This window comes from Dehalococcoidia bacterium (assembly GCA_025060295.1).
Classification (GTDB): Bacteria; Chloroflexota; Dehalococcoidia; order Lucifugimonadales; family HRBIN23; genus HRBIN23.
This window is the reverse complement of record JANXCH010000020.1, coordinates 26,740-50,511: the sequence shown is the minus strand read 5'-3', so window position 1 is coordinate 50,511 and position 23,772 is coordinate 26,740. Positions and strand designations below refer to the sequence as shown.

24 protein-coding genes and 1 pseudogene are annotated in these 23,772 nt (G+C 63.6%); 12 read left to right on the top strand and 13 right to left on the bottom strand.

The window, feature by feature from the left end; genetic code table 11:
- The 3 genes from hflX to NZ951_07545 form a co-directional block, all read left to right on the top strand.
- Nucleotides 1-723 (top strand): GTPase HflX (gene hflX, locus NZ951_07555; protein ID MCS7207768.1); only part of this gene is annotated, 723 nt, incomplete at its 5' end.
- Nucleotides 724-795: 72 nt separating this feature from the next.
- Complete coding sequence (locus tag NZ951_07550) at nucleotides 796-1,326, top strand: YIP1 family protein (GenBank protein ID MCS7207767.1); 531 nt, start codon at nucleotides 796-798, stop codon at nucleotides 1,324-1,326.
- Between the two features lie 116 nt (nucleotides 1,327-1,442).
- Nucleotides 1,443-1,757 carry a hypothetical protein gene (locus NZ951_07545; protein ID MCS7207766.1) on the top strand — a complete coding sequence of 105 codons (315 nt, stop codon included), beginning with the start codon at nucleotides 1,443-1,445 and terminating at the stop codon, nucleotides 1,755-1,757.
- 216 nt (nucleotides 1,758-1,973) lie between these two features.
- Here NZ951_07545 and NZ951_07540 read toward each other — a convergent pair whose 3' ends face one another.
- The 3 genes from NZ951_07540 to NZ951_07530 all read right to left on the bottom strand — a co-directional run bounded on the left by NZ951_07540 (nucleotide 1,974) and on the right by NZ951_07530 (nucleotide 5,888).
- A complete protein-coding gene (locus tag NZ951_07540) occupies nucleotides 1,974-3,155 on the bottom strand; it encodes a citrate (Si)-synthase (protein MCS7207765.1) in 1,182 nt (393 codons plus the stop codon).
- A gap of 110 nt (nucleotides 3,156-3,265) precedes the next feature.
- Nucleotides 3,266-4,444 carry an acetyl-CoA acetyltransferase gene (locus NZ951_07535; protein ID MCS7207764.1) on the bottom strand — a complete coding sequence of 393 codons (1,179 nt, stop codon included), beginning with the start codon at nucleotides 4,442-4,444 and terminating at the stop codon, nucleotides 3,266-3,268.
- Nucleotides 4,445-4,481: 37 nt separating this feature from the next.
- Nucleotides 4,482-5,888 carry an OB-fold domain-containing protein gene (locus NZ951_07530; protein MCS7207763.1) on the bottom strand — a complete coding sequence of 469 codons (1,407 nt, stop codon included), beginning with the start codon at nucleotides 5,886-5,888 and terminating at the stop codon, nucleotides 4,482-4,484.
- Nucleotides 5,889-6,021: 133 nt separating this feature from the next.
- On the opposite strand from NZ951_07530, the gene NZ951_07525 reads away from it, so the two are divergent.
- Nucleotides 6,022-7,224 (top strand): S41 family peptidase, encoded by a 1,203-nt coding sequence (locus tag NZ951_07525; protein MCS7207762.1) that lies wholly within the window; start codon nucleotides 6,022-6,024, stop codon nucleotides 7,222-7,224.
- A gap of 4 nt (nucleotides 7,225-7,228) precedes the next feature.
- Nucleotides 7,229-7,744, top strand: coding sequence for an SsrA-binding protein SmpB (gene smpB, locus NZ951_07520; GenBank protein MCS7207761.1), 516 nt, complete (start codon nucleotides 7,229-7,231; stop codon nucleotides 7,742-7,744).
- A gap of 6 nt (nucleotides 7,745-7,750) precedes the next feature.
- On the opposite strand, the gene NZ951_07515 is transcribed toward smpB, so the two are convergent.
- Nucleotides 7,751-8,227 (bottom strand): YceI family protein, encoded by a 477-nt coding sequence (locus NZ951_07515; GenBank protein ID MCS7207760.1) that lies wholly within the window; start codon nucleotides 8,225-8,227, stop codon nucleotides 7,751-7,753.
- Nucleotides 8,228-8,664: 437 nt separating this feature from the next.
- On the opposite strand from NZ951_07515, the gene NZ951_07510 reads away from it, so the two are divergent.
- Together NZ951_07510 and NZ951_07505 are read left to right on the top strand one after the other, a co-directional pair.
- On the top strand, nucleotides 8,665-10,131 hold the full coding sequence (locus tag NZ951_07510) for a CoA-binding protein (protein ID MCS7207759.1): 1,467 nt from the start codon (nucleotides 8,665-8,667) through the stop codon (nucleotides 10,129-10,131).
- Nucleotides 10,094-10,546: a maleylpyruvate isomerase N-terminal domain-containing protein gene (locus NZ951_07505; GenBank protein ID MCS7207758.1), complete on the top strand. Its 453-nt coding sequence runs from the start codon at nucleotides 10,094-10,096 to the stop codon at nucleotides 10,544-10,546. The genes NZ951_07510 and NZ951_07505 overlap by 38 nt, the downstream gene beginning before the upstream one ends.
- A 112-nt stretch (nucleotides 10,547-10,658) precedes the next feature.
- Here the strand turns inward: NZ951_07505 and NZ951_07500 are convergent.
- From NZ951_07500 to NZ951_07485, 4 genes and pseudogenes are all read right to left on the bottom strand, one after another.
- Nucleotides 10,659-11,516: pseudogene (locus tag NZ951_07500) on the bottom strand (M20 family metallopeptidase).
- A gap of 15 nt (nucleotides 11,517-11,531) precedes the next feature.
- Entirely contained in the window at nucleotides 11,532-11,834 is a 303-nt protein-coding gene (locus NZ951_07495; GenBank protein ID MCS7207757.1) for a hypothetical protein, read from the bottom strand.
- Between the two features lie 14 nt (nucleotides 11,835-11,848).
- Nucleotides 11,849-13,081 carry a radical SAM family heme chaperone HemW gene (gene hemW, locus NZ951_07490; GenBank protein MCS7207756.1) on the bottom strand — a complete coding sequence of 411 codons (1,233 nt, stop codon included), beginning with the start codon at nucleotides 13,079-13,081 and terminating at the stop codon, nucleotides 11,849-11,851.
- 8 nt (nucleotides 13,082-13,089) lie between these two features.
- Nucleotides 13,090-14,178 (bottom strand): DUF933 domain-containing protein, encoded by a 1,089-nt coding sequence (locus tag NZ951_07485; GenBank protein ID MCS7207755.1) that lies wholly within the window; start codon nucleotides 14,176-14,178, stop codon nucleotides 13,090-13,092.
- 80 nt (nucleotides 14,179-14,258) lie between these two features.
- On the opposite strand from NZ951_07485, the gene holA reads away from it, so the two are divergent.
- Nucleotides 14,259-15,278 carry a DNA polymerase III subunit delta gene (holA, locus tag NZ951_07480; protein MCS7207754.1) on the top strand — a complete coding sequence of 340 codons (1,020 nt, stop codon included), beginning with the start codon at nucleotides 14,259-14,261 and terminating at the stop codon, nucleotides 15,276-15,278.
- Here holA and NZ951_07475 read toward each other — a convergent pair.
- Nucleotides 15,269-16,243: an ABC transporter ATP-binding protein gene (locus NZ951_07475; GenBank protein MCS7207753.1), complete on the bottom strand. Its 975-nt coding sequence runs from the start codon at nucleotides 16,241-16,243 to the stop codon at nucleotides 15,269-15,271. The genes holA and NZ951_07475 overlap by 10 nt on opposite strands.
- A complete protein-coding gene (locus tag NZ951_07470) occupies nucleotides 16,240-16,920 on the bottom strand; it encodes a PHP domain-containing protein (protein MCS7207752.1) in 681 nt (226 codons plus the stop codon). Before NZ951_07470 ends, NZ951_07475 begins: the two co-directional genes overlap by 4 nt.
- Before the next feature lie 62 nt (nucleotides 16,921-16,982).
- On the opposite strand from NZ951_07470, the gene selB reads away from it, so the two are divergent.
- Genes selB through NZ951_07450 form a run of 4 tightly spaced genes read left to right on the top strand, consistent with a single transcriptional unit; the run spans nucleotide 16,983 to nucleotide 22,314 of the window.
- The gene (gene selB, locus NZ951_07465; protein MCS7207751.1) at nucleotides 16,983-18,887 is read left to right on the top strand and encodes a selenocysteine-specific translation elongation factor; all 1,905 of its coding nucleotides are present in this window, start codon (nucleotides 16,983-16,985) and stop codon (nucleotides 18,885-18,887) included.
- Nucleotides 18,884-20,095 carry a DNA double-strand break repair nuclease NurA gene (locus NZ951_07460; GenBank protein MCS7207750.1) on the top strand — a complete coding sequence of 404 codons (1,212 nt, stop codon included), beginning with the start codon at nucleotides 18,884-18,886 and terminating at the stop codon, nucleotides 20,093-20,095. Before selB ends, NZ951_07460 begins: the two co-directional genes overlap by 4 nt.
- Before the next feature lie 9 nt (nucleotides 20,096-20,104).
- Nucleotides 20,105-20,695 (top strand): hypothetical protein, encoded by a 591-nt coding sequence (locus NZ951_07455; GenBank protein MCS7207749.1) that lies wholly within the window; start codon nucleotides 20,105-20,107, stop codon nucleotides 20,693-20,695.
- Complete coding sequence (locus tag NZ951_07450; GenBank protein ID MCS7207748.1) at nucleotides 20,692-22,314, top strand: ATP-binding protein; 1,623 nt, start codon at nucleotides 20,692-20,694, stop codon at nucleotides 22,312-22,314. The genes NZ951_07455 and NZ951_07450 overlap by 4 nt, the downstream gene beginning before the upstream one ends.
- A 12-nt stretch (nucleotides 22,315-22,326) precedes the next feature.
- Here the strand turns inward: NZ951_07450 and NZ951_07445 are convergent, their stop codons facing one another.
- From NZ951_07445 to NZ951_07435, 3 genes are all read right to left on the bottom strand, one after another.
- The gene (locus NZ951_07445) at nucleotides 22,327-22,770 is read right to left on the bottom strand and encodes a molybdenum cofactor biosynthesis protein MoaE (protein ID MCS7207747.1); all 444 of its coding nucleotides are present in this window, start codon (nucleotides 22,768-22,770) and stop codon (nucleotides 22,327-22,329) included.
- Nucleotides 22,761-23,018 carry a molybdopterin converting factor subunit 1 gene (gene moaD / locus NZ951_07440; protein MCS7207746.1) on the bottom strand — a complete coding sequence of 86 codons (258 nt, stop codon included), beginning with the start codon at nucleotides 23,016-23,018 and terminating at the stop codon, nucleotides 22,761-22,763. Before moaD ends, NZ951_07445 begins: the two co-directional genes overlap by 10 nt.
- Before the next feature lie 69 nt (nucleotides 23,019-23,087).
- On the bottom strand, nucleotides 23,088-23,768 hold the full coding sequence (locus NZ951_07435; protein MCS7207745.1) for an adenylate kinase: 681 nt from the start codon (nucleotides 23,766-23,768) through the stop codon (nucleotides 23,088-23,090).
- Between the last annotated feature and the right edge of the window lie 4 nt (nucleotides 23,769-23,772).

Genomic DNA, 23,772 nt, shown 5'->3' with positions numbered 1-23,772 from the left:
CAGTGGGCACACCTGGAGCGGCTTGGGGGTGGCATCGGCACCCGGGGGCCCGGCGAAAGCCAGTTGGAGACCGACCGTCGCCTTATCCGCAAGCGCATTCAACGCCTGGAGAACGCCCTTCAAGAGGTGCGGGCACAGAGGACTGTCCAGCGTACCCGTCGGCGGACTGCCGGCTTGCCTGTGGTCTCTTTGGTCGGCTATACCAATGCCGGCAAGAGCACCCTGTTCAATGCATTGACCCATGCCGCTGTGCGTGCGGAGGACCGCCTTTTCTCGACCCTGGACCCAGTAACTCGGCGCATCGTTTTGCCCGATGGGACGTTCGCCCTGCTAACGGACACGGTGGGCTTCATTCACAAGTTGCCCCCTACGCTTGTGGCAGCTTTCCACGCTACCCTGGAGGAACTGGAGGAGGCCACCGTGCTCCTGCACGTGGTAGACATAACCCATCGCAATGCCCGGCAGCAGGTTCAAGTGGTGGATGAAACTCTGGAGAGCCTGGGGCTAGCCACCAAGCCCCGGGTGTTGGCCCTTAACAAGGTGGATAAACTCGCCCCTGTGCAGGTGTCCCCCGCAGTGAGTGCGTTAGGCCTGTCCGTGCGGGAGAAGACGGTTCTGGTATCCGCCGCCCACAGATGGGGCCTTGATACCCTCTGTGAGGTGCTGGCAGAGACAATCCACGAAGTGGAGGAGAGCCGAAGGGTCGTACACTTTGTGAACTAAACCCTCGTCCAACTGGATACGGTATATAACGGGGCGGAATACAATCCGCCCACCACAGGAGGAACCAGCGGTATGCTCAATCGTATGTGGCGTGCTGCCCGTTTGGACGCGTCCCTTTACGAGGAGGTGGAGGCCGATTCTAAAGCCACAGGTCAGGCTATGGTAGTGGTGGTCCTCTCTAGCCTGGCCACCGGGATCGGAGGGCTCACGGAAGGGGGCGTAGTGGGGCTTCTTGTGGGGATTGGGATGGGGCTTTTGGGATGGGGGCTGTGGGCGTACCTGAACTACCTAATTGGGGGACGGCTGTGGAAAGAGGCGCAGACCCACGCCGATTGGGGGCAGTTGGCGCGCGTCATGGGCTTTGCCAGCACCCCGCGTCTGATAAGCGTGCTGGCGCTGGTCCCTGTCCCTGCTTTCCGGTTTCTCGTTTACCTGGTGGCGACGATCTGGACCTGGATCGCAATGGTCATCGCCGTGCGCCAGGCCTTGGACTATAAGAGCACCCTGCGGGCTGTTGTGGTTACAGGGTTGGGGTGGTTGGTCAATGCCATTGTGCTGACGCTCGTGCAAGTGGTGCTGATAGACACCTTATTCGGGGGCTAACACGAGGGGGAAGGTGTGTTGTCCTACACCTGCCCCCCTTGTCCCGCCAAGGGGGGCAGGGTATCCTTATCCCCGATAGGCTCTCCCGGTGTGTCCCGGGAGCGGAGGTGGATGCGATGGCTGTTGCCCCACGCCTTTATTACGATGTTTCCCCCGAAGGGTTGCGTATTCTCCAACCATCCCACCACGCCCAGGGGTATCAGCCGGTGCTGGTGCTCTTGGTGGGGCCGGGCAATGTCTTGGAGGCCCCACCTCGACGCGCAGTAAGCCTGGGCCCCGGTTTACTGAGCGTAGCCTGCGCTGACGGCTGGGTGGTGCTCTTGGACATCACTGAAGGGGTAGCACGCCGCACAAGGCTCCAGACAGAAGAGGTCTACGACGGGAGCCTGCAGGAGGGGAACCAGGGGCGGGGATGGATACCAGTGCGGTAGGAAGCACAGGACGGCGGGCGAGGGTTATTCGCCCTATATCTGTTATGTAGAGCACCCCCGTTGACATAACCGCCTGGTAGCGGTGCGGGGACAGTTTGGCGTCGAGGTCGGCCAGGCCTTCGGGGCGTGGGGTCTGTATAGCCACTGGCTCCCCCTCTCGCAGCCTCAACCCCATGCGCTACGCCCGGGTGCACCGTGTCGGCCCGGGTGCAGCCGTCAGGATGCGGCCCTTTGCGCCTGATTCTCCCGCTGGTCTATGGGGATATATCGCAGGTCCATGGGGCCGGTGTACAGCAGAAGGGGACGCAGGAGGATGTTGTCCCGCCACTGCTCCAACACCTGGAGCGTCCAGCCAGGGATGCGCCCCATGGCGAAGATGGGGATAAACAGGTCTTCGGGGATGCCCAGCAGGTAGTAAATAGATCCTGCGTAGAAATCCACATTCACATAGATGCCCTTGGCCCGATAGGGGGCCATGACCTCGTTTTCGAAGCGCTGGAGGATTTGGAACCACTGGGGTTGACCCTTCTTCTCCCCCAGCCAGCGGGAGCGCTCCCGCAGGTGGCGGGCGCGGGGATCCTCGGCCTTATAGACGCGGTGCCCGAAGCCCATAATGCGCTCGCCCCGGGCCAGGTGCTCCGCCGCCCAGGCCTTGGCCCGCTCGGGGTCGGCTACCTCTTTGACCATATGCATCACCGCCTCCGCCGCCCCGCCGTGCAGGGGTCCCTTGAGGGTGCCGATGCCGCTCACGATGGCCGAGTGGAGATCGCTCATCGTGGAGGCGGTTACCCGAGCAGCGAAGGCACTGGCGTTGGCCCCGTGCTCGGCGTGGAGAATAAAGTCCACGTCCAAAAGGCGCGCCTCCTCGGGGTCGGGCTCCTTCCCGAAAAGCATCCAGAGGAAGTTGGCGGCGTGGTTGAGGCGAGGGTTAGGGGGGACAGGCTCAAGCCCTTTGCGGATGCGGTCGTGGTAAGCCACAATGGTGGCCGCCTGAGCAGTAAGGCGAACACCCTTCCGGATGGTAGCCTCTTTGGAGAAGTCGTTGACATCGGGGTCAAAGGCGGACAGAGCAGAGACTGCCGTCCGCAGAACATCCATGGGATGGGCCCTCTGCACCAGGCGAATTACCTGCACCACCTCGGGAGGCAGGTATCGCGAGGCGCGTAAAGTGTTGTCCAGGTCTTGCAGTTGGGCGCGGGTAGGAAGGTGCCCATAAAGGAGCAGGTAGATCACCTCTTCAAAGGTGGATTTCTCGGCCAAGTCGTGGATATTGTACCCTCTATAGAGGAGTTTGCCCGCGCTCCCGTCTATATAACTGGCTTCCGTAGTGTCAATGTATACATCCTTAAGGCCCCGGTGAATGTGGACGCCTTTCTGTTGGGTCATGTCCTGAGTCATATCTTTGACTCCTGCGTGGTGTTCTGACATCCAGCGCTACCCCCGCCGGGGGTGGGCAAAGGAAGGCCGGGCACGCGGCCCGGCCCTCCCCCCGATGTGCAAACCTGCGTTTAGTCCCGGCGTCCGAAGATGGCCACCGCCCCCGTGAAGGAGCCGGGCCGTCCACCCAGGTTGTGGGTAAGCCCCAGGCGCGGGGTTTTCTTGATTTGCCGCGGGCCCGCCTTACCCTGCAGTTGCTTATAGACCTCGTAGATCATGCGGATGCCGCTGGCACCGATGGGGTGGCCAAAGCACTTCAACCCACCGTCGGTATTGACGGGCAGTTCGCCCTCTAGGGTGAAGGTGCCGGCCTCCACTTCCGCCGGGCCCCGCCCCCGCTCCGTGAAGCCCAAATCTTCGTAGAGGATCAACTCAGTGATGGTGAAACAGTCGTGGACGATAGCCAGGTCGATCTCCTTGCGGGGGTTCTTGACGCCGGCCTCTTGATAGGCGATGTGGGCAGCCTTGATGTTTTCGGGGAAGTGAATGAAGTCGTAATCATCATGGAGGAGGCCCTGCTTGCCACCCACTGCCAGGCCCAATCCCTTCACCAACACATAGTCGTCGCGGAAGTTCTTGGCCCAATCGGCACGCACAATGATAGCGGCCGCAGCCCCGTCGGAGACGCCACAGCAGTCATACAAGCCCAGGGGCCAGGCGATCATGGGGGCGTTGAGCACCTGCTCCTCGGTCACCTCCCGCTGGAAGTGGGCCTTGGGGTTGAGGGTGCCGTTGTGGTGGTTCTTGACGGCAATTTTGGCCAGGATGCGCTTCAACTGGTCCATGGGAATGCCGTAATGATGGGCGTAGCGGGTCGCCGCCAACGCAAACTGGGCAGGGGGCGGCGTGGGAGGCTCCACATCGCTACTGGGCCCACGCGGAACAACTAAGCCCGAGGCGCCCGAATCCTTCTGTTTCTCCACACCCATGGCCAGCACGATGTCGTAGATACCCGCCGCCACGGCGTAGCAGGCGTTGCGGAAGGCGTCGGTAGCGGTGGCGCAGGCGTTCTCGCAGCGGGTGATGGGGATGTAGTCCAGTTTGAGGGCCTCGGCCAGGCCCTGGCCGGTGCTAAAGGTGCCCACCGTGCCCACCCATGCCGCCTGGATATCCTTAGGAGAGATGCCCGCGTCCTGGTAGGCTTCGTAGGCGGCCTCCACCATCAGGTCTATGCCGTCGGCGTCCCATCGCTCGCCGAACTTCGTGCACCCCATGCCTATAATGGCCACCCGGTCCCGGATGCTCTCCATGCGCTGTCCTCCTTTCTGCCTGTTCGTCCTGGGCAGGCTAGGCCCGCACCGGCATACACTTCCAGTAGTAGTTGTGGATGCCGCCCACGGTGCGCAGTTTGCGGAAGGTTAGCTCCACCGGCATCCCAATGCGCACCTCGTGCAGTTCCCGGTCCGTCATCATCCCCAGCCAGCGCCCGCCCCCCTCAAAGTTTACCACTGCCACCACCAATGGGGTATCTATCGTGCCGGCCAGATAGTCCATAGAATACGTAAACACCGTGCCGTAGGTTTCGGCCAGACGGATAGGGGTCATCTGGTCAGCGGTCTGGCACTTGGTGCAGACCCGTTGGGGCGGGTACTGAATGTACCCGCAGGCGGTGCACCGGCTACCATAGAAGCGGATGTTCTCGTCCTTCTCCCGCCAGAGGGCCGATACCGAGGGGACAGGGGGCGGAGGCCGACGCGCCGCCTCAGAGACCCATACCTCACGCCAGCGGGTGTAGGTCTCGTAGGTAGGCAGAATACGCTTGGCCTCGGCGTAACGGCTGACGAGGCGGCGGTTCTGCTTCACCTCCCCTACGCGCTCGGTGGCCTGAAACAGGTAGACATCGCCGCCGTCCCCGTAGCCGACGGCCAAAATCCGCTCGCCCGGCTTAGCCGTCTCCAAGGCGCTGACCAGGAGCATCAAGGTGAAGGCAGCGCCCGTGTTACCTATTTTCCCGAAAAGGGGATCCACCACCTGCTCGGGGCGGAAGCCCAAGCGACGGGCCATGTCCTGGTGGCGGCGCGCATCGGGGGCGTAGAGGGCGACTTTGGCGATATCCTTGGGCACGACACCGGTCTTCTGAGAGAACTCGCTGACCACCTGGGGGACAACCCGCTGATAGCCCTCCTCCATGATGAAGCGGTCCTCCCAGGAGCGGATGAAGGTGTCCTGGGGGGTGCGCCAGGTGTCCAGCATATGCTCGGTGAGGGTGTGGCTGGCTACCACCTCCGCCACCCCCTTGTCGCGCCCCACCAGCACAGCCGCCGCTCCATCCCCCAGAGAGCGCTCCAACTCGCCCCGAGGTGCACTCATCCGACAGTCGGCAGCCACCACCAGAGCCTGGCGTGCGCTCCCCGCCTGGACGGCGTCCAGGGCGGTGCGCAAGGCGATGGTGCCTCCCCGCAGGTTGTTGGTGATGTCAGCGGCGAACACACTGGGGCGAAGGTCCAGGGCTTCGGCAATAAGGGCCGACCCCTGCTGTTCTAGGTAGGGAGGGGTGGTGGTGGCGAAATAGAGGGCGTCTATTTGGCTCCTGTCCAGGCCACGCAAGCAGTCCTGGGCAGCGGCCACGGCCATAGTTACACTGTCTTCATCAAAGTTGGCGATCGCCTTCTCTTGCGGCGAGCCCCAGCCGAGAGTTTCCTTCCCGAGGCGGAATCGGGGGATGTATGCCCCACACGCCAGAATTCCAGGCATGGGCGCTCCTTCGTGTGAAATGCCGCCCCTATCCTAACACCAACCTGCTCACTTGTCAACGGGTATGCTAGCATGACCCCAGAAGCCCCCGTGCCGCGCAGGCACGCGCGGGGGCCTCAAGGGGGAGGTCGGTATGCGCAGGCACTGGCTGCTGTGGGCTGTGATTGCGGTTCTCGTGGGGGTTATAGGGTGTCGGCAGACCCCCCAGGCGGCTTCCACCCCCACCCCCGACCAGACGCACCCGCCCGCCCTTTCCGTGCAGATACCCGAAGAGGTGCCCAAGGAGTTCAAGGCCCTTTGGGAGGCGTACACCATCCTCTCCCGAGAGTATGTGGACAAGTCCAAAATTCAACCGGACATCCTGGCACGGGGCGCAATCAAAGGCATGCTGGAGACCTTGCAAGATCCCCACACCGACTACCTGCCACCGGATCGCTACCTGCGGGAGTCCCAAGACTTCCGGGGGAGTTTTAGCGGGATAGGGGCGGAGGTGTTCCTGCGCAATGGCCGGATTATTTTGAACCCCATGCCGGGGAGCCCCGCCGAGAAAGCGGGGCTGCGCCCGGGGGATATCGTGCTTGCGGTGGACGGAGAGAAAACCGACGGCTGGACGGTGATGCAGGCGGTGTCCCGCATCCGTGGCCCGCGGGGCACGCCCGTGCGCCTTACCATCCTCCACCTGGGGGAATCTGAGCCCGTAGAGGTTACCATCGTGCGGGATATCATCCGCTTAGAGAGCGTTTTCATGAACATGATGAGCGATGGGGTGGCTTATATCCGTATTAGCGCTTTTTACGAGAACACCGAGCCGAGTTTCGTGCAGAAGGTGCAGGAGGCGCGCCAGAAGGGAGCGAAGGGCATCGTGCTGGATTTGCGCAATAACCCAGGGGGCTACCTCAGCGTGGCGGTGAACATCACCAGCCACTTTCTGAAAAGCGGACTGGTCGTGTACGAAGTAGACGGCAACGGCCGGCGCACCGATTGGCGGGTGCGCCCGGGGGGAATCGCCACCGATATCCCCCTGGTGGTGCTAGTCAACCAGTTTTCGGCCAGTGGGAGCGAGGTGGTAGCGGGTGCACTCCAAGATCATGGACGGGCGCAGGTGGTGGGCACCAAGACCCTGGGCAAGGGGAGCGTGAACCTTCTGCGGCCCCTGTCCGATGGGGGAGGCCTTTACTACACCTACGCCCATTGGTACACCCCCAATGGACGGCTCATTGAAGGCCAGGGCCTCACCCCCGATGTGGAGGTGCCGGCCATCGCCCGTCGCGGGGATCCTCAGTTAGAGAAGGCCCTGGAGGTGTTGAAACAAGCCATCGCGGCGACCCAGGGCTAAAGCCGTGCCTAAGCCCAAGCCACAGCCTACAGCCCCATCTTCGCAGACACCGGCCCCCCAGCGAAAGCCGGCCATCAAGGTCATTACCGTCAATCGGAAGGCCTACCACGACTACCATATCTTAGAGACCTACGAGGCGGGCATCGCTTTGAAGGGAACAGAGATTAAGTCTATTCGGGAGGGGCGTATCCAGATTCGGGACGCCTATGCCCGTCCCGAAGGGGGGGAGATATGGCTCTACAACTGCCATATCGCCCCCTACAGCAAGGGTGGTCCCCATAACCATCCGCCCACACGCCCCCGCAAACTCCTCCTACGCCGTGCTCAAATTGACGATATCATCGGCTCCCTGGCACGGAGGGGGATGACCCTTGTTCCCCTGAAGGTCTACATCAAGGGTAGGCTGGCCAAAGTGGAACTGGGCCTGGCCAAAGGCAAACGCCAGTACGAGAAGCGGGAGGCGATCCAGGAGCGGGAGGCGCGGGAGGAGATGGCCCGCTTCCTCAAGCGCTCTGGCTAGGCTGCCTCATTCCTTGCGCTCGAGGCGCAGGTCCACCTCCAGGCGGATGTTGTCCTCCACACTTAGCACCGCCATCACCCGAGGAATCTCCATCTGGAAGTCCCCGAAACGGAAAGCGGTCTTCGCCTGAGCCTGCACCCCTGTGGGGCTAAAGGTAGCCTCCACATCCCATACCACAGTGCGGGTAACACCGTGCACCGTCATATCCCCCTCTATCTGGAAGCGGGCGGTGCCCTGCGTGGGCAGAGGCCCCGCCAACCCCAGCACGCGCCGAGGGACGAACTCCGCATAGGGATACCTGTGGGTCTCTAGGGTATTTTGCTGAATGAAACGATCCCGCCGGCTCTCGTCGCTTTGCAAAGTGCGCAGGTCAACAGTAAACTTGGAGCCTTCGTGCACCGTCAAGGTCATAGGATCCACCAGAATGGCTCCGGTTACAGCCTGTGTGGTGCCGACGGCATCTGTGGGAAAGGGCAAGCGCACCAATTGCTCCCGCACGCGGTAGCGCGCCTCGCTCCCTGCGCCCACCTCCAGGCGCACCAGGCCGGTGGTCGGCCGAGAAGGCGCCGGAGTGGCAGTGGGTGTGGGAGCCGGGGAAGGCGTCGGGGTGGGCGTGGCAGCTAGTGGAGGTGGAGTAGGGGTGCTCGGGAGGGGGGTGGCCTGGGGAGCCACAACCGGGGAGGGTGTGGGTGTGGCTATAGGGGTTGGTGTTGGGCGTGGTGTGGGCGTGGGGGCCGCTGCCGGAGCGCGTGCACACGCCACCAAGACCAGGCTTATCCACAGGCTTGTCCAACACGTCGCAATAAGGAGACGCATACTCCCCTCCTTGCGTGGATGGTATCAATTAGTATTACGCTTGTCCACGCAAAAAACAGGCCCCATAATGGAGCCAGATGCAGGGTTTGCCCGAGGAGGCCGTTGTGCGTAGCGACCTGGATGCCCTTTTGCACCCCCGCTCCATCGCTGTCGTGGGAGCCTCCCCTGACCCGGAGAAGATGGGCCATCGTTATGTGCGCATCCTGCAAGAGGCCGGCTTCCCCGGCTCCATTTACCCCATTCACCCCCGCGCTCCGCAGATCCTCGGACTGAAGGCATACCCTAGTCTGTTGGCTGTGCCGGGGCGGATAGATTATGTCATCTCCAGTATACCCGCATCCAACATCTTGGAGGTGGTGGATCAGTGCGTGCGCAAGGGGGTGCGCCTAATCCACTCCTATACAGCCCGCTTCAGCGAGACAGGACGGCCCGACGCCGCCCAACTGGAGCAGGAGTTCCTGCGGCGGGCACGCCAGGCGGGCATCCGCATCATCGGCCCCAACTGCATGGGCCTCTACTATCCCAAGATGGGCATCAGTTTCAAGCATGGTTTGCCCAAAGAGGCGGGACCAGTGGGGATGCTCTCCCAAAGCGGGGGCAATGCAGTGGAGATGGTCTGGGAAGCATCCTTACGGGGCCTGCGCTTCAGTAAGGTGATAAGTTACGGCAACGCCGCAGACCTGAACGAGGCCGATTTTATGGAGTACTTCGCCGACGACCTTGATACCCGGGTTATCTGCGCCTACATTGAAGGGGCAAGAGAGGGGCGGCGGTTTTTCCAAGCTCTGCGCAAAGCAAGTAAAAGCAAACCCGTGATCGTTTTGAAAGGGGGACGCACCCTTGCTGGGCATCGCGCCGTCGCCTCCCATACCGCGTCCCTGGCAGGGGAGCGCCAATTGTGGCAGGCTCTGGTGCGTCAGGCAGGGGCCATTTGGGTGGATACCCTTGAGGAGATGATCGACACCGCCATCGCCTGTGCCTTCTGCAAGCCCAGCGCAGGGGTGCGGGTGGGCGTGGTTGGGGGTGGGGGAGGGCGCAGCGTCGCCTCGGCCGACGACTGCGAGGAGGCCGGCCTACGGGTTGTGCCCATCCCCGATGATATGCGCCAGGTTTGGCGAGAGCTAGACCCTTCCTTGGCCGACTGGCTCAGCAACCCGGCTGATGGCTCCATCCTCCTGGGAAGCCCCCTGACCGTGGAGCGCGTCCTGGGGATGATGGCAGACCACCCCGCCTTTGACTTACTCATCGCCAATGTGGGGGAGCACTTCCCTTTGGAGCATCCCGATGGGGTTCCCCGCACCCGCGCCACGGTGCAGGCCTTTATCCAAATTGCACAGCGCGCCTGCAAGCCCGTGGCGGTGGTGCTGGGGGATACCCTGGCCCACCAGCCCTGGCAGAGGGAGATCATCCGGGAACTGCGGGAGACCCTGGCCGCCGCGGGTGTGGCCACCTTCCCCACTGTGCGGCGTGCCGCTCGGTCTCTGGCACGCCTCGCCACCTATTACCGTGAGCGGGATGAGGAGGAGTCCCCCCATGATGGCCCGCAAGCTGCGCATCCTGGAAGAGATTGAACAGGCCTGGCGGGAACTCCTGGAGGTGCTGGACCAAGTCCCGCCCGACAGATGGGAGGTGCCGGGCGTGGTGGGCTCCTGGACGGTCAAAGACCTGTGCGGCCACATCACCACCTGGGAGGAGGAGGTGGTGGAGAACATCCAGCGTTTTCTGGAGCATCGGCGGATGCGCCAATATCGGGATATTGATGCCTTCAACGCCCGCGCCGTAGAGGGTAAACGCTCCCTGTCGCTAGACGCGGTGCTGGCCGACTTTTACCAAAACCACGGGGAGATGATGGACTTTTTGCGGGGGCTTCCTGATACCCTCTTCGCCCTGCGGGCTATCCAACAGCGCCTCCGCACCGATACCTACCAGCACTATCGGGAACACGCCCAAGACCTGCGCCGGTGGTTAGAGCAGAGCATAGTGTAGTCGCCGCAGGCGTCTTCTCCCGCGCATTGAACCGTTAGAAGCCCCCTTACCCCCCCGAGAGAAAGCCCTCGCCCCAAAACGGGAAACGAGCTGGCTGTTTATGTCAAGTCCTCTAGCGCTTACCCAAATAGGCCAACGCTGTGCGCACCATAATTTCGGCGGCGACGGGGAGGGCGTCCTCGTCGATGTCAAACTCGGGGCTATGGTGGGCACCCGTGGCCCCTTTGGAGGGGTTGTGGGTCCCCACCGTGAAGTAGCACCCCGGCACCTCTTGGAGAAAGAGGGCCATATCATCGGAGGTGGTGGTCAGGTCTGGCTCCACGACCCGCTCAGGGCCGACTGTTTCTACAGCGGCGCGCCGCACCACGGCAGTTACCCCGGCGTCGTTGTATACTGCGGGACACCCGTTGAGATGCTCCACCACCGCCTCGCCCCGCAGGGCAGTGGCGACCCCTTTGGCGGTGGTTTCTATGCGCTCGAGGATGAAGGAGCGCAGGCGCTCGTCAAAGGTGCGCACGGTGCCCGTCAGTTCCACCTTGTCCGCCACGATGTTGAAGGCTGTGCCCCCGTGAATCGTCCCGAAGGTAACCACGGCGGGCTGGGTGGGGATGACCTCCCGCGCCACGATGTTCTGGATGGCCGAAAGGGCAAAGGCGGTGATGGTGATGGCATCCACCGACAGGTGGGGCATGGCACCGTGGGCACTGCGCCCTTTGAAGGTGAGACGCAGTTGGTCGGCTGCCGCCCAGACGGTGCCCGCCCGCACGCCCACCCGTCCGGCCGGGGCGGTGTTGTCCACGTGGAAGCCGATGACCCAATCGGGGCGCGGATCCTTGAAAGCCCCATCCTCCAGCATGGCTCGTGCCCCCTGCATAATCTCCTCCGCCGGCTGGAAGACGAACAGCAGACGCCCCCGTAGGGCTTGTGTGTTCCGCGCCAGGATGGTGGCCACCGCCACGGCGACCGCCGTGTGCCCGTCGTGGCCTCAGGCGTGCATCTTGCCCGCCACACGGGAGCCGTAGGGACGCCCGGGGACCTCCTGAATGGGGAGGGCATCTATATCGGCGCGGATGGCCAGGGTGGGGCCAGGCTCCCCTGTCTCCAACAGGGCCACCACACCCGTTCTCCCCACCTTCTCCCGCACCGTGTAGCCCAAGCCACGCAGACGCCGCGCTATGAGCGCTGCCGTGCGCTCCTCGGTGAAGGCCGTTTCGGGGTGCATATGCAGGTCGCGCCGCAGGGAGACTATCTCCTCCTTCAGGTCGGCCACTGCACGCCGAGCGTCCATCGCACCTCCTTATGTCAAACCCCTTTTCCATGGTTATGGTAGCGTCGCACCAGAGCAGATGTCCTCTGCCTTTGACAGAAGCCAGCGATGCGCCAAAAGACCTCGTTCCCCAGCAGACGCCCACGCGGTGTCAAGCGAATGCCCCCCTCCGTGCGTTCCACCAGCCCCAGCCCCTCCACCTCGTCCCACAGGGGAGTCAACGCCGCTGTTATGGCAACACCGCAGCGCCGTTCCACGCTTTCCCAAGAAACGCCCTCCACCAGGCGCAGACCCAGCATAAGCGCCTCCTCCACTTGAGTCCAGGGGTCCAGGGCCTCGGCCCACTCTACCGCCAACCAGCCGGGGAGCTTTTCCCAACCTGGGAAGGAGCGGGGCACGCCGCCCAGAGCACGGATGTAGCGCTGGGGGCTTTTCAGGTTGGCGAAGCGGACGCCTCCCAGATAGGAGTGGGCACCCGGCCCACACCCTAGGTATTCGCCTCCCGTCCAGTAGAGCAGGTTGTGGCGGGATAAATAGCCAGGCCGTGACCAGTTGGAAATCTCATAGTGCTGGTAGCCTTCTTGCTCCAAGAATGCCTCAGCCCAGGTATACATATCGGCAGAGAGATCGGGGTCGGGGGTGGGTAGACGGCCCTGGCGCACCCAGTGCTCCAGAGGTGTCCCCTCCTCAAGGGTCAGGCAGTAAGCTGACAGATGTTCCGGCCGCAGGGCTACGGCCTGTTGGAGGGTTTCCTGCCAGTCCTCCAAAGTCTGGTATGGCAGGCCGAACATCAGGTCCAGGTTGATGTTGGTGAAGCCGGCTTGCCGCGCCGTGGCGTAGGCCGCTTGCGCATCCCGGGCTGTGTGGCGACGCCCCAACAGGCGCAAGTGGCGGTCGTTGAGGCTCTGGACACCTATGCTCAGGCGGTTGATACCCGCCTGGCGTGCCCCGGCACACCACTCCAACGTGATGTCATCGGGGTTGGCCTCGGCGGTAACCTCCGCACCCGGCGCCACACGAAACGCCGTTCGCACTGTGTCCAACAGGGACGCCAGTTGGCACGGGGATAGGAGTGAGGGGGTGCCACCGCCCAGGTAAAGGGTGTCAGCCGTGCGATGCTGAAGGGCCTCACCCCAGAGGAGAATCTCCCGACGCAAAGCCTCCAAGTAGGTTGGGAGAAGGGTCAAGATCCCCTGGTAGGTATTGAAGTCGCAATAGGGGCACTTTGTGGCACAGAAGGGGATGTGCAGATACAGTCCGAAGGCCACGCCGCCTCCTACACGCTAAAGAGGATGTGCACCACATCCCCATCCTGCACGCGGTAGGTCTTCCCCTCGGAGCGCAGGAGGCCCCGTCGCCGCGCCTCAGCCATACTCCCGCAGGCCACCAGCACATCCCAGGGAATCACCTCGGCGCGGATAAAGCCCCGTTCCATATCGGAGTGAATACGTCCCGCCGCCTCCACTGCGGATGTGCCCTGGGGCACCAGCCACGCCCGCACCTCCTCCTGGTTGCCGGTGAAAAAGGTGAGCAGGGAAAGCAGATGCACGAGGGCACGGACGACACGGCTTACCCCATCCTCCTCCAGGCCCATGCTGGCGCGGAAGGCTTGGGCCTCCTGGGATGGCATGAGGGCAAGGTCGCGCTCTAGGCGGGCGCACAGGGCCACCACGCGACGGCCTTCCCGCGGGGGCGTATCCAGGGCATCCTCAATGGCTTTTTGGCGGGGGAGGTCTTCCTCGCCGATGTTGACCACCACGAGGAGGGGCTTAGCCGTCAAGAGGTGGAAGTTGGCCAGCAGACGCCCCTCCTCCTTGCTGAGGGGGATGCTCCGCAAAGGACGCCCCGCCTCCAGAGCCTGCCACACCTGCTGTAAGACACCCTGCTCGTGGAGCAGGGCGGAACGCTCGTGGGGCTTGGCCCCTTTCAGGGCCTGCTCCAGGCGCTGAAGGCGCCGCTCCACCACCGACAGGTCCGCCAGAAGCAGTTCGGCCTCCAGGTCGGCCAGGTCGCGCCGAGGATCCACGCCTTTGGGAGGCGTAGGGACGGTGGGATGCTCAAAGGCACGCACCACCGCCAAGAGACAGTCCATCTCCTGCATGGCATTGAGCAGGTCTCCGCCAAATAGGAGACTGCGGCTCCCCCCCTCGCCCACCGGGAAATCGTGGTAGCGCACCTCAGGGTAGGTAAGGCGACGAGAATGGAAGATACCGGCCAACTGGGCCAGACGCGGCTCGGGCAAGTGCGCCGTTCCCACCACGCTATGCAGACGCCCACGCCCCACCGGCGCACCCTTTCCCCCTGTCAGTGCCTCAAAAAGGGTCGTCTTGCCACTGAGGGGGAAACCGATGATCCCGATATCCATACCCTCCCCTTCGATCCCTACGCCCATTTTACCCTAGCACCCTCCCCAGGGTTTCCCCCTACACTAGGATCGGGTGTGGTATGGAGCCTCGGGTTTTCCTTTTCTACGGAGCCGACAGTTACCGGGTGCACCGGGCGGTGCACGACATGCTCCAGCGCCTTCTAGTCCAAGCGGGCGAACTCGGAGAGGGGCTCAACCTCCAGCGGTTAGAGGGGGAAAACCTTACCCCTGATGCTTTGCGGACGGCGTGCTGGACGCCCCCCTTTCTGGGCAACCTGCGCATCGTGGTGGTACGCGACCTCCTGGGACGGTGGGGAGGAGAGCGAGGCCGTCGTCAAAGCGATGCCAGTCTGAACCCCTGGCGGGACACCCTCAAACGGCTAGTGGAGATTCCGCCCTTCACACGCCTGCTTTTTTGGGAGGGAGCCCTTCGCAACGACCATCCCCTTGTGCAGACACTCTGGGGTCTGGAGCCTTTGGTGCGGGTGGAGGCCTTCGAACGCCTCTCCTATCACGAGATGGCCCGCTTCCTGGAGGAGGAGGCGCACGCTCGGAGCCTCACCCTCACCAGCGAGGGGGTGAACGCTCTGGTTGAACACACTTGGCCCGACCTCTGGATGGCCACCAGCCACCTGGATAAACTGGCCCTCCTTTTCCCCAACCGCTCCCTCACGCGCTCCGAAGTTGAAACGGCTTTGCCCGCAGGGGGGACAACGGTGTTCCGCCTGTTGGACGCCCTTTTCGCCGGCGACAGCACCCGCGCCCTGGCCCTGGTGCACATTCTCCTCCAGCAGGGTGAAACGGTGAGCGGTATCCTGGCCCTTGTGGGCAGGGAGCTGCGGGCGCTGGCCATAGCACGGGAGATGCGCTCGGAGGGAGCACCCGTGAGTGCCATCCAAGAAGCCCTAGCCTTACCCGAGCAGAGGGTACGCCAGGTCTTGCGCCGAGCGGAGCGCATCAGCCTTCAGCGAGTTGCCCTGTTCTACGACCGCCTCCTGCACACCGACCTGTCCATCAAGCAGGGGGTACAGGATGAGGAGGTGGCACTGACCACACTGGTGGCTGACCTCTGCCGTCTGGGGGCCACGGGCTATTCATAGCGCATATGGTTATAGCAGGCTGCCCAGTGCCCCCCCTCCACCTCTTGGAGGGGAGGGCGGGGGTTGGTGCGGCACACAGCTATGGCCTTGGAGCAACGGGGGATGAAAGGACACTGGTCGGGCAAGTCCACCAGGTTGGGAGGTGTGCCCCGCAGGGGACGCAGAGCTTGGTCTGGCTTGTCCAAGCGGGGGAGGGCCTGAAACAACCCCCAGGTGTAGGGGTGGACGGGGCGCTGGAAGAGGGGAATGATGGGGCCATGCTCCACAATGGTGCCCGCATACATGACGGCCACCCAGTGGGCCACCCGGGCCACCACCCCCATATCGTGGGTAATAAGGAGGATGGCTGTACCCCGTTCCTTTTGCAAGGTGCGCAGGCGCTGGAGGATGTCCGCCTGCAGAGTTACATCCAGGTTGGAGGTCGGCTCGTCGGCGATAAGGACTTTGGGCTCCAGGCACAGGGCCATGGCTAACATCACCCGCTGAGCCATACCCCCGCTCAACTGGAAGGGATATTGGACAGCCACCCGCTCCGGGTCGGGCAAGCCCATTTGATACATCAAGTCCCGGACACGCCGTTGCACCTCCTTCCTCGGCATACGGGTATGGGCCTGGAGCACCTCCTCCACCTGCACACCGACGGGCAGCACCGGGTTGAGAGCCGAATGGGGGTTTTGGAAGACCATAGCAATTTCCCGCCCCCGCAGGTGCCGCAACTCGTCTTCGGAGGCCTCCAGCAGATTGCGTCCGCGGTAGACCACTGCACCCTGCACGATGCGCCCGGGGAAAGGGACAAGGCGCAGAATGGAGAGGGCGGTAACGGTCTTGCCCGAGCCACTCTCCCCTACCAGGCCCAAGGTTTGCCCCGGCTGCAGGGAGAACGAGACACCGTTGACCGCCTTCACCACACCCTCGCGCGTGAAGAAGTGGGTGTGGAGGTTGCGCACTTCCAGCAGAGGCGTCACGGGGAGACCCTGTGAGGCACCGGCTCGCGGAAAATGGCCCGTCCCAGCCACACGGGGCGGAAGGTGCCGGCCCGAAGGTTATCTATCAGATCGCGAAGGGTGCGTATCCTGCTGGGGAACTCGGTGGCGCACGTGCCGACGTCCTCAAGGCGGTGGGCGTCGCTGGCTCCGCTGCCAGGTAAGTGGAAGCGACGGGCCACCTCTTGGGAAAAGGCGTTCTCCATCAGGGAGCCGCGCCCGTTGAGCACCTCCACGCCATGACAAAAGCGGAACACACTGCTCTCGCAAGCCCGCCGCACCATGTTCTCATAGGTTAGGGGATCCCTGCTCTCCTCTTCGAAGAACTTGCGCCGGTAGGGGTGGGCTACCAGCAGCGCCCCCCGGTATTCCCGTACGAGGTCCTGTACGAAGGAGGCTTTGTGCATCCCAAAGATATAGCGATCCAGCCCAAACACCAAAAGGTGCCCCTCCTCGGTGGTTACCTCGCACCCGGGAAACAGGGGGAAGTCCCAACGATCAGCCAAGGCCTGGAGGTCTTGGACATCCCAGAACTGGTCGTGGTCGGTGAGGCAGATGCCGTCCAGGCCCACCGCCTTGGCCTGCGCCACCAACGCCTCCAGGGTCAAGAAACTGTCATCCGACTTGGGATAGGTATGAGTATGCAGGTCTATAATCACCTGCTCCTGCCTCCTCCGCTCTAGTGTGGCAGAGGCGTATCTTGCCGTCAAGGTGGGGCGATATGCTATCCTTTGTAGGGAACACCTGTTCGGGTACGGCCATGTTCGTCCTTGGCACCGCTGGCCACGTGGACCACGGCAAGTCCACCCTGGTCAAGGCTCTGACGGGCATAGATCCCGACCGTCTCCGGGAGGAGAAAGAACGGGAGATGACCATTGACTTGGGCTTCGCCTGGCTTCGTCTCCCCTCGGGGCGCGAGGTAAGCATTGTGGATGTGCCGGGCCATGAGCGGTTCATCCGCAACATGTTGGCCGGGGTGGGGGGTATAGACCTGGTGATGCTTGTGGTGGCCGCCGACGAAGGTGTGATGCCCCAAACGCGGGAGCACGTGGCCATCTTAGACCTGCTTCAGGTGAAGCGGGGGGTGGTGGTGCTGACCAAGGCCGACCTCGTGGAACCCGACTGGTTGGCGTTGGTCCAGGAGGAGGTCCAGAAGACCCTGCAGGGCACCGTGTTGGAGGATGCCCCCATCGTGAGCGTCTCCTCGGTGACCGGCCAAGGGCTGGACGACTTGAAAGCCACCTTGGATCGTCTTCTGGATGCCACGCCTCCCCGCCCCGACCACGGGCGTCCCCGCTTGCCCATTGACCGCGCCTTTGTGATGCCTGGCTTTGGCACCGTTGTTACGGGCACCCTTCTGGACGGCTCCCTAATGGTGGGGATGGAGATGGAACTGGTGCTCCTGCAGCGGCGGGTGCGCATCCGTGGTCTCCATCGCCATCGCCAGCGGGTGGAGTCCATTCCGCCGGGGAGTCGGGCCGCTGTGAACCTCACGGGTGCGGAACACCACGAAATCTTCCGAGGGGAGGTGCTCACCCTACCCGGGTGGCTCACGCCCACATCCCTAGTGGATGTGCACCTCCGCTCGGCCCGGTGGGCACCTCACCCTTTGCGCCACAACATGGGCGTCACTTTCCACACGGGCACAGCCGAAGTCCTAGCGCGTTTACGCCTGCTGGAGGCCGACACTTTGGAGGCCGGGGCCAGCGGATGGGCGCAAATTCGCCTGGAATCCCCCCTGCCAGTTGTGCGGGGAGACGTCTTCATTGTCCGCTCCTCCCAGCACACTTTGGGTGGGGGTATTGTCCTGGATGCCCACCCGCCCCGCCATCGGCGCCGCCACGCCCCAACCCTGCAACGCCTCGCCCTTCTCCTGAGAGCCTCCCCAGAGGAGGTTGTCCGCTCCCTGCTGGCGGGGCCGGTTCCCCAGGAGCGCCACACCCTCGCCCAACAGGCTACCCTTTCCCTGGACCAAGTGGCCACAGCCCTGGAGAATTTGCAGGCGCGGGGGGAGGTGCTGGTACTGACCGCCTCCTCGGCACCGGGTGAGTGGTTCATCGGCCGTGAGGGATGGGACAACCTGCGCCGGCGGGTCGTGGAGATCTTGCAGACCTTCCATACCCAGTACCCCCTGCGCAAGGGCATGCCTCGGGAGGATCTGCGTGCCCGCTTGGGGCTGGACGCGGGCCCCTATAGTGCCGTCCTGTCTGCCCTGGTGCGGGAGGGGATCCTGTCAGAGGTAGGTGCCCTCGTGCGCTTGGCCAGTCACACACCCCGTCTTTCCCCTGTTCAGGAGGCCGAAGCCACCGCCTTCCTCCAAGCCTTGGAGGCCTCCCCCTTTGCCCCACCTGCTCCGAGCCTCGACGCTGAGGTGCTGGCCTTCCTGGCCGAGGAGGGAAAGGTGGTAAAAGTGGCGGAGGGGGTGGTGTTCTCTGCCCGCGCCTATCAGGAGATGCAACAGCGCATCGTGGCTTACCTGCGCCAGCACGGGAGCATCACTGTTGCCCAGGTGCGGGATATGTTCGGCACCTCTCGTAAGTACGCCCTAGCTCTCACGGAATACCTTGATCAGAAGCGCATCACCCGTCGGGTTGGGGACGAGCGGGTGCTGGTGGGGGGACCATGAGCCTGGATTTGCCTGCCACCATGCGCCAACTGGAAGCCGTGGCCGAACGCCTGCGCCAGGGGTTAGCGGAGTATATGGCCCGTCTGGACGCCCTCGCCGCCTTTGCCCGCACGCTGCCCCTTGAGGCCCTCCGGCGGGCTGCGCAGGAGAGCCCCCGCCGTCTCCCGTTCCTGCCCGCCGAGCCGCTAGACCCTTTGCCATCGGCCTATGACCCGCCATCCCTTCCCTATCCCTGGCGTGCCTTGGCCACCGACGGCTCCCACATAGACCTCAACCGCCACCTTCCCCTTCGTTGCTATCTCATCAACATCGGGCGGGTGGCCATCACCTATGGTGCCGAAGAGCCTCCCCTGTTGGAATCCACCCCCCACCTGTTTGCCGACTCCGCAGACCTCCACCTCTACGACATCGCCACGCGCAAGACCATTGTGGTAGAGGGGGCACTGGTGACCCTCTACCGCTCTGGGTTGGAGGTGCAGGCCTTAGCGTCCCTGGTGCAGCGATGCACTCCACCCTACCCCACCGTGGGCTTGGTGGATGGCTCTCTGGTGCTGTGGGCACCAGAGGGGGGCCAATGGCCGGAGGTGGTGCGCCAGCGGTTTGTGCGCGCCGTGTTCCTGCAGGGGCTGGAGACTCTACGCCTCCAGGCGGGACGCTTCCCCCTGGCAGTGGGGGGCTATATCAGCCTCCCTAACAGCGCCGAGGTCATCAACACGCTGCGCTTGGCCTTGTGCACCTCGCCACCGGGGGAATGCCCCTCCCTGGTTGCACCGGAGAGGGAACCGACCTGTCCGTGTGCAGTGGCGCGGGGTTTTACCGACCGCGATTTATTCCGCCGATTGCTGGAGCCAGGCCAGCGCTCGGGCCTGTTCCGCTCCCTCTCCGTGCTGGTGCGTGAGGAGTATGGAGCCAACCAGGCTATCTATTTCTTTTACCTACACGCTGGCCCGGAAGTGGTGCGGGTGGAGATGCCCGCCTGGTGCGCCCGCCAGCCAATGCTCGTCGGCTTGCTTCACGCCTCCCTCCTGGAGCAGGTGCGCCGCGGAGACGGATATCCCCTCGTCCTTCAAGAGGCCCACGAGCAAGCGGTGATATCCTCGGCCGATAGGGAGGCCTTTCGCCTGCTGGTAGAGGAGAGTTTGGCCCAGCGCCATCTGCCTGTGTATACCTCCGAGAAACAGCGCTCCAAGCGCCTGCGCAGCCTGTAGGGGGAGAGCGTGGAGATCCGAGGGGAACGCATCGGTGAGGTGGTAGCGACGGCCACCGCCTCCTTTACCACCCAGTGCTACCGTCTTCACCAGGCCCCACCATTGGGGACCCTGGTGTGTGCAGGGCAACCTTTGGTCTATGGTGTGGTGGTGTCCGTAACCTCCGGCCCCCTGGATCCGGGGCGGGTCGTGGTGGCCCGAGGTGCCGATGCCCACGATGAGGAGGTCCTCTTTCAGGAGAACCCCCATTGGGAGCGTTTGCTGACCACACATTTTGAGAGCCGTGTAGTGGGCTATCAGGAGGGCGACGCCCTGCGCCCGGGGCTACCCCCTTTGCCCCCCCGGCTGCACGCCTTTGTCTACAGTGTGCGCCCTGCGGTGGTCCAGACCTTCCTACAAGATCTGTCCTTCCTGCACCTGCTCCTGGCCCCGGGGACGGTGGAGGCGGATGAAGCGTTAGCAGCTTTTTTGCGGGCATCGGCGGCCATCAGCCCCGAAGGACGTGAGGCCTTCCTGCGACGGGCGGGGTATGCCTTGGCGATAGAGTTGTCGCGCGATGCCCCACGTCTGCACGCCATCCTGCGGAGGCTCGCCCTATGATCGGACGCCCGCATCTGCCGGAACACGCCGGGCGCTACTTGGGGCAGGTGATCGGGGGCTCCCTGGCCGAGGGCTTGGCGGTGAAACTGGACCCGGCCGTCTCGCCCGAGGAGGTGAAGGCGGGCATTTTGGCCACCGTGGTGGGCGAAACCCATCGTTTTGTGGGCGTAGTTACCAACATTGAACTGAAGGCCAGCGACCCCTCCCTGCCCTTGCTGGTGGACAAGGGGTCATCCTTACTGGCCCAGGCGGCGCGGGGAAGCGTCGCTTACGCAGTCCTCACCCTGCGCCCAAGCGTTACCCTGCCCTTGGTGGGCACCTCCTCCTCCACAGTGCAACCGGCGCGGAGTATCCCCGGCCATTTCGCCCCCGTCCACCTGGCCACCCCAGCCGATGTGGCCGCTATCTACGGCACGGAAGATGACCAGCATTTCTGGGTGGGTAACCCCCTGGACCTAGACGCTAAGGTCTGCCTCAACCTGCCCCTTTTCGTGATGCGGAGCAACGGCATCTTTGGCAAGACGGGGTCGGGCAAGTCGTTTCTTGCCCGCATCCTGCTGGCGGGCATCCTGCAGACTGGCACAGCGGGGATTCTGGTGTTTGACATGCACAACGACTACGGCTGGCAGGCCCGCAGTGAGGAGGGGCATACTGTGAAGGGCTTGAAGCAGTTGTTCCCCTCCAAGGTAGCCCTGTTCACCTTAGACGAGGAGTGGACACGGCGACGGGGTGTTACCCCCGACCACGTGGTGCACATTCCCCGCACCGCGCTGGAGCCAGAGGACATCGCCCTTCTGCAGGCCACTTTGAACCTCACCGATGTGCAGGTGGAGACGGTATTCGCCCTGCGCGATCACCTGGGCCAGGGGTGGCTGGACACTTTCTGTGCGCGGCGCGCCCACGCTGAGGCGTGGAAGGCTCTGCGCGAAGCCATCGCTGCCTCGGCCAGCACCATGGACGCCCTCTGGCGACACCTACGGCCCATCCAGCGTTACCCCTTCCTCACCGACAAGGACGAAGAGGTCTCGTCGGTGCAGACCATTCTGCACACTCTAGCCCGCGGGATGACGGTGGTGCTGGAGTTCGGGCGCTACCGGGATGACCTGACCGCCTATGTGCTCGTGGCCAACTACCTCACCCGTCGTATCCACGAGCGGTATGTGCAACAAAGTGAGGAGGCACAGACGGATCAGGCCAAAAAGCCCAAACCCCTGCTGATCGTCATTGAGGAGGCTCATAAGTTCCTAGCCCCCTCGGTAGCCCGCCTGACCACCTTCGGCACCATCGCCCGGGAGATGCGCAAGTATTATGTTACCCTTCTGGTGATAGATCAGCGCCCTAGCCAGATAGACCCCGAGGTGCGCAGTCAATTGGGCACCCGCATCGTGTGCAAACTGGACGACGAGCAGGACTTGGACGCCGTGGTGGAGCGGACGCCCGGGGGGCGGGAGCTGAAAGCGGTGCTGGCCTCTATGGAGGCGAAACAGCAGGCCCTCATCTTCGGGGAAGCCGTGCCCGTACCCGTGTTGGTGCGGGTGCGCCCCTACGGCCCCGCCTTTTACGAGGCCGTGGCGTCCCGGGCGTTGTCGGCCCAAGACGGGGATGCCCTGTTCGGGTAGATGCGTGCCCCCTTATGCCCCCTCACTGGACACAGGTGCAGTCGTCGCTTGATCACTGCCCACCCACACCGCCCCATCCTCAAAGACCTCTTTCTTCCAAATGGGCACATCCTGCTTGATGCGGTCTACGATGTAGGCGATGGCAGCGAAGGCCTCCCGACGGTGAGGGGAGCCCACAGCCACCACCAGGGAGATTTCCCCCACCTCCAGCCTGCCCAGGCGATGGGCCACGGCAACATGGGGCACGCCGAACCGCTGGCGGGCCTCCTCCACCACTTGCGCCAGTTTCCGCTGGGCCATGGGGATGTACGCCTCGTACTCCAAATACACAACGCGTCGGCCATTGGTGTGGTTACGGGTGGTGCCCAAAAAGGTTACCACGCCCCCGTTGCTGGGGTGGCGCACCAGGTGGGTTATCGCCTCGGGATTCAAAGGGTCGTAGGTGATTAGGAGCACAGCGCCCCTCCACTCACCGGCGGGATAAGGGCTACCTCATCCCCTGCCTGCAGCACTTGGGAAAGCTCGGCAAACTCCAAGTTCACCGCCACACGTGTATTCTCCACAAGGGGGAGCAGGCGGGGGTAGAGTCGGGTCAACACTGGGAGCAGGTCGGCGACCCGTGCCCCCTCCGGCACCTCCAGGATAAGAGCATCCGTCCCCAAGCGCTCCCGATACAGGGCAAACAGGCGCACCGTTACCCGCACATCCCCCTCCTGCCGCAGGATAGCGTTCCCCGAACTATTCGGAGAGGGGGCGAGGCCAACCCTATAGTGCTAAAGGGATTTCCCCCCGCGTTGGGGGGCACCGATGGGAGATGCCAGGGCATCCACAATGGCGCGGTGGACGGCCTCCAGGCTCCCCTCCCCGTTCACCTCCACCAGTTTCCCTTGTCCCCGGTAGTAGGCTACCAGAGGGGCGGTCTGCTCCTGGTAGACCTGGAAGCGCTGGCGCACCGCCTCGGGACGGTCGTCCTCCCGTTGGAACAGTTCCCCACCGTCCACATCACAGCGGCCAGCAATCTTCGGCGGGTTGCTCACCAGGTGGTATGGGCGTTGGCACACCTTACAGATCCAGCGCCCCCCCAAGCGACGCACCAGCTCCCCCTCCGATACCTTTACCAGCACCACGCGCTCCACCCCGTGCGGGCGCAAGGCAGTATCCAAGGCCTGTGCCTGGGGGAGGGTACGGGGAAACCCATCCAACACGCACCCCCGCTCCTGGCAATCAGGCCGCCCCAGGCGTTCCAACAGCATGCCAATGACCACCTCGTCGGGCACCAGAAGGCCTTTCTCCATGTAGGAGCGGGCTTGGAGGCCCAAAGGGGTGCCCTGACGCTGATGCTCCCGCAGAAGGTCGCCCGTGGCAATGTGCACCAGGCCCAGGCGTTGGGCGAGGAGAGAGGCCTGGGTGCCCTTCCCCGCCCCGGGTGGCCCGAGCAGCACAATCACCCGCATAGAG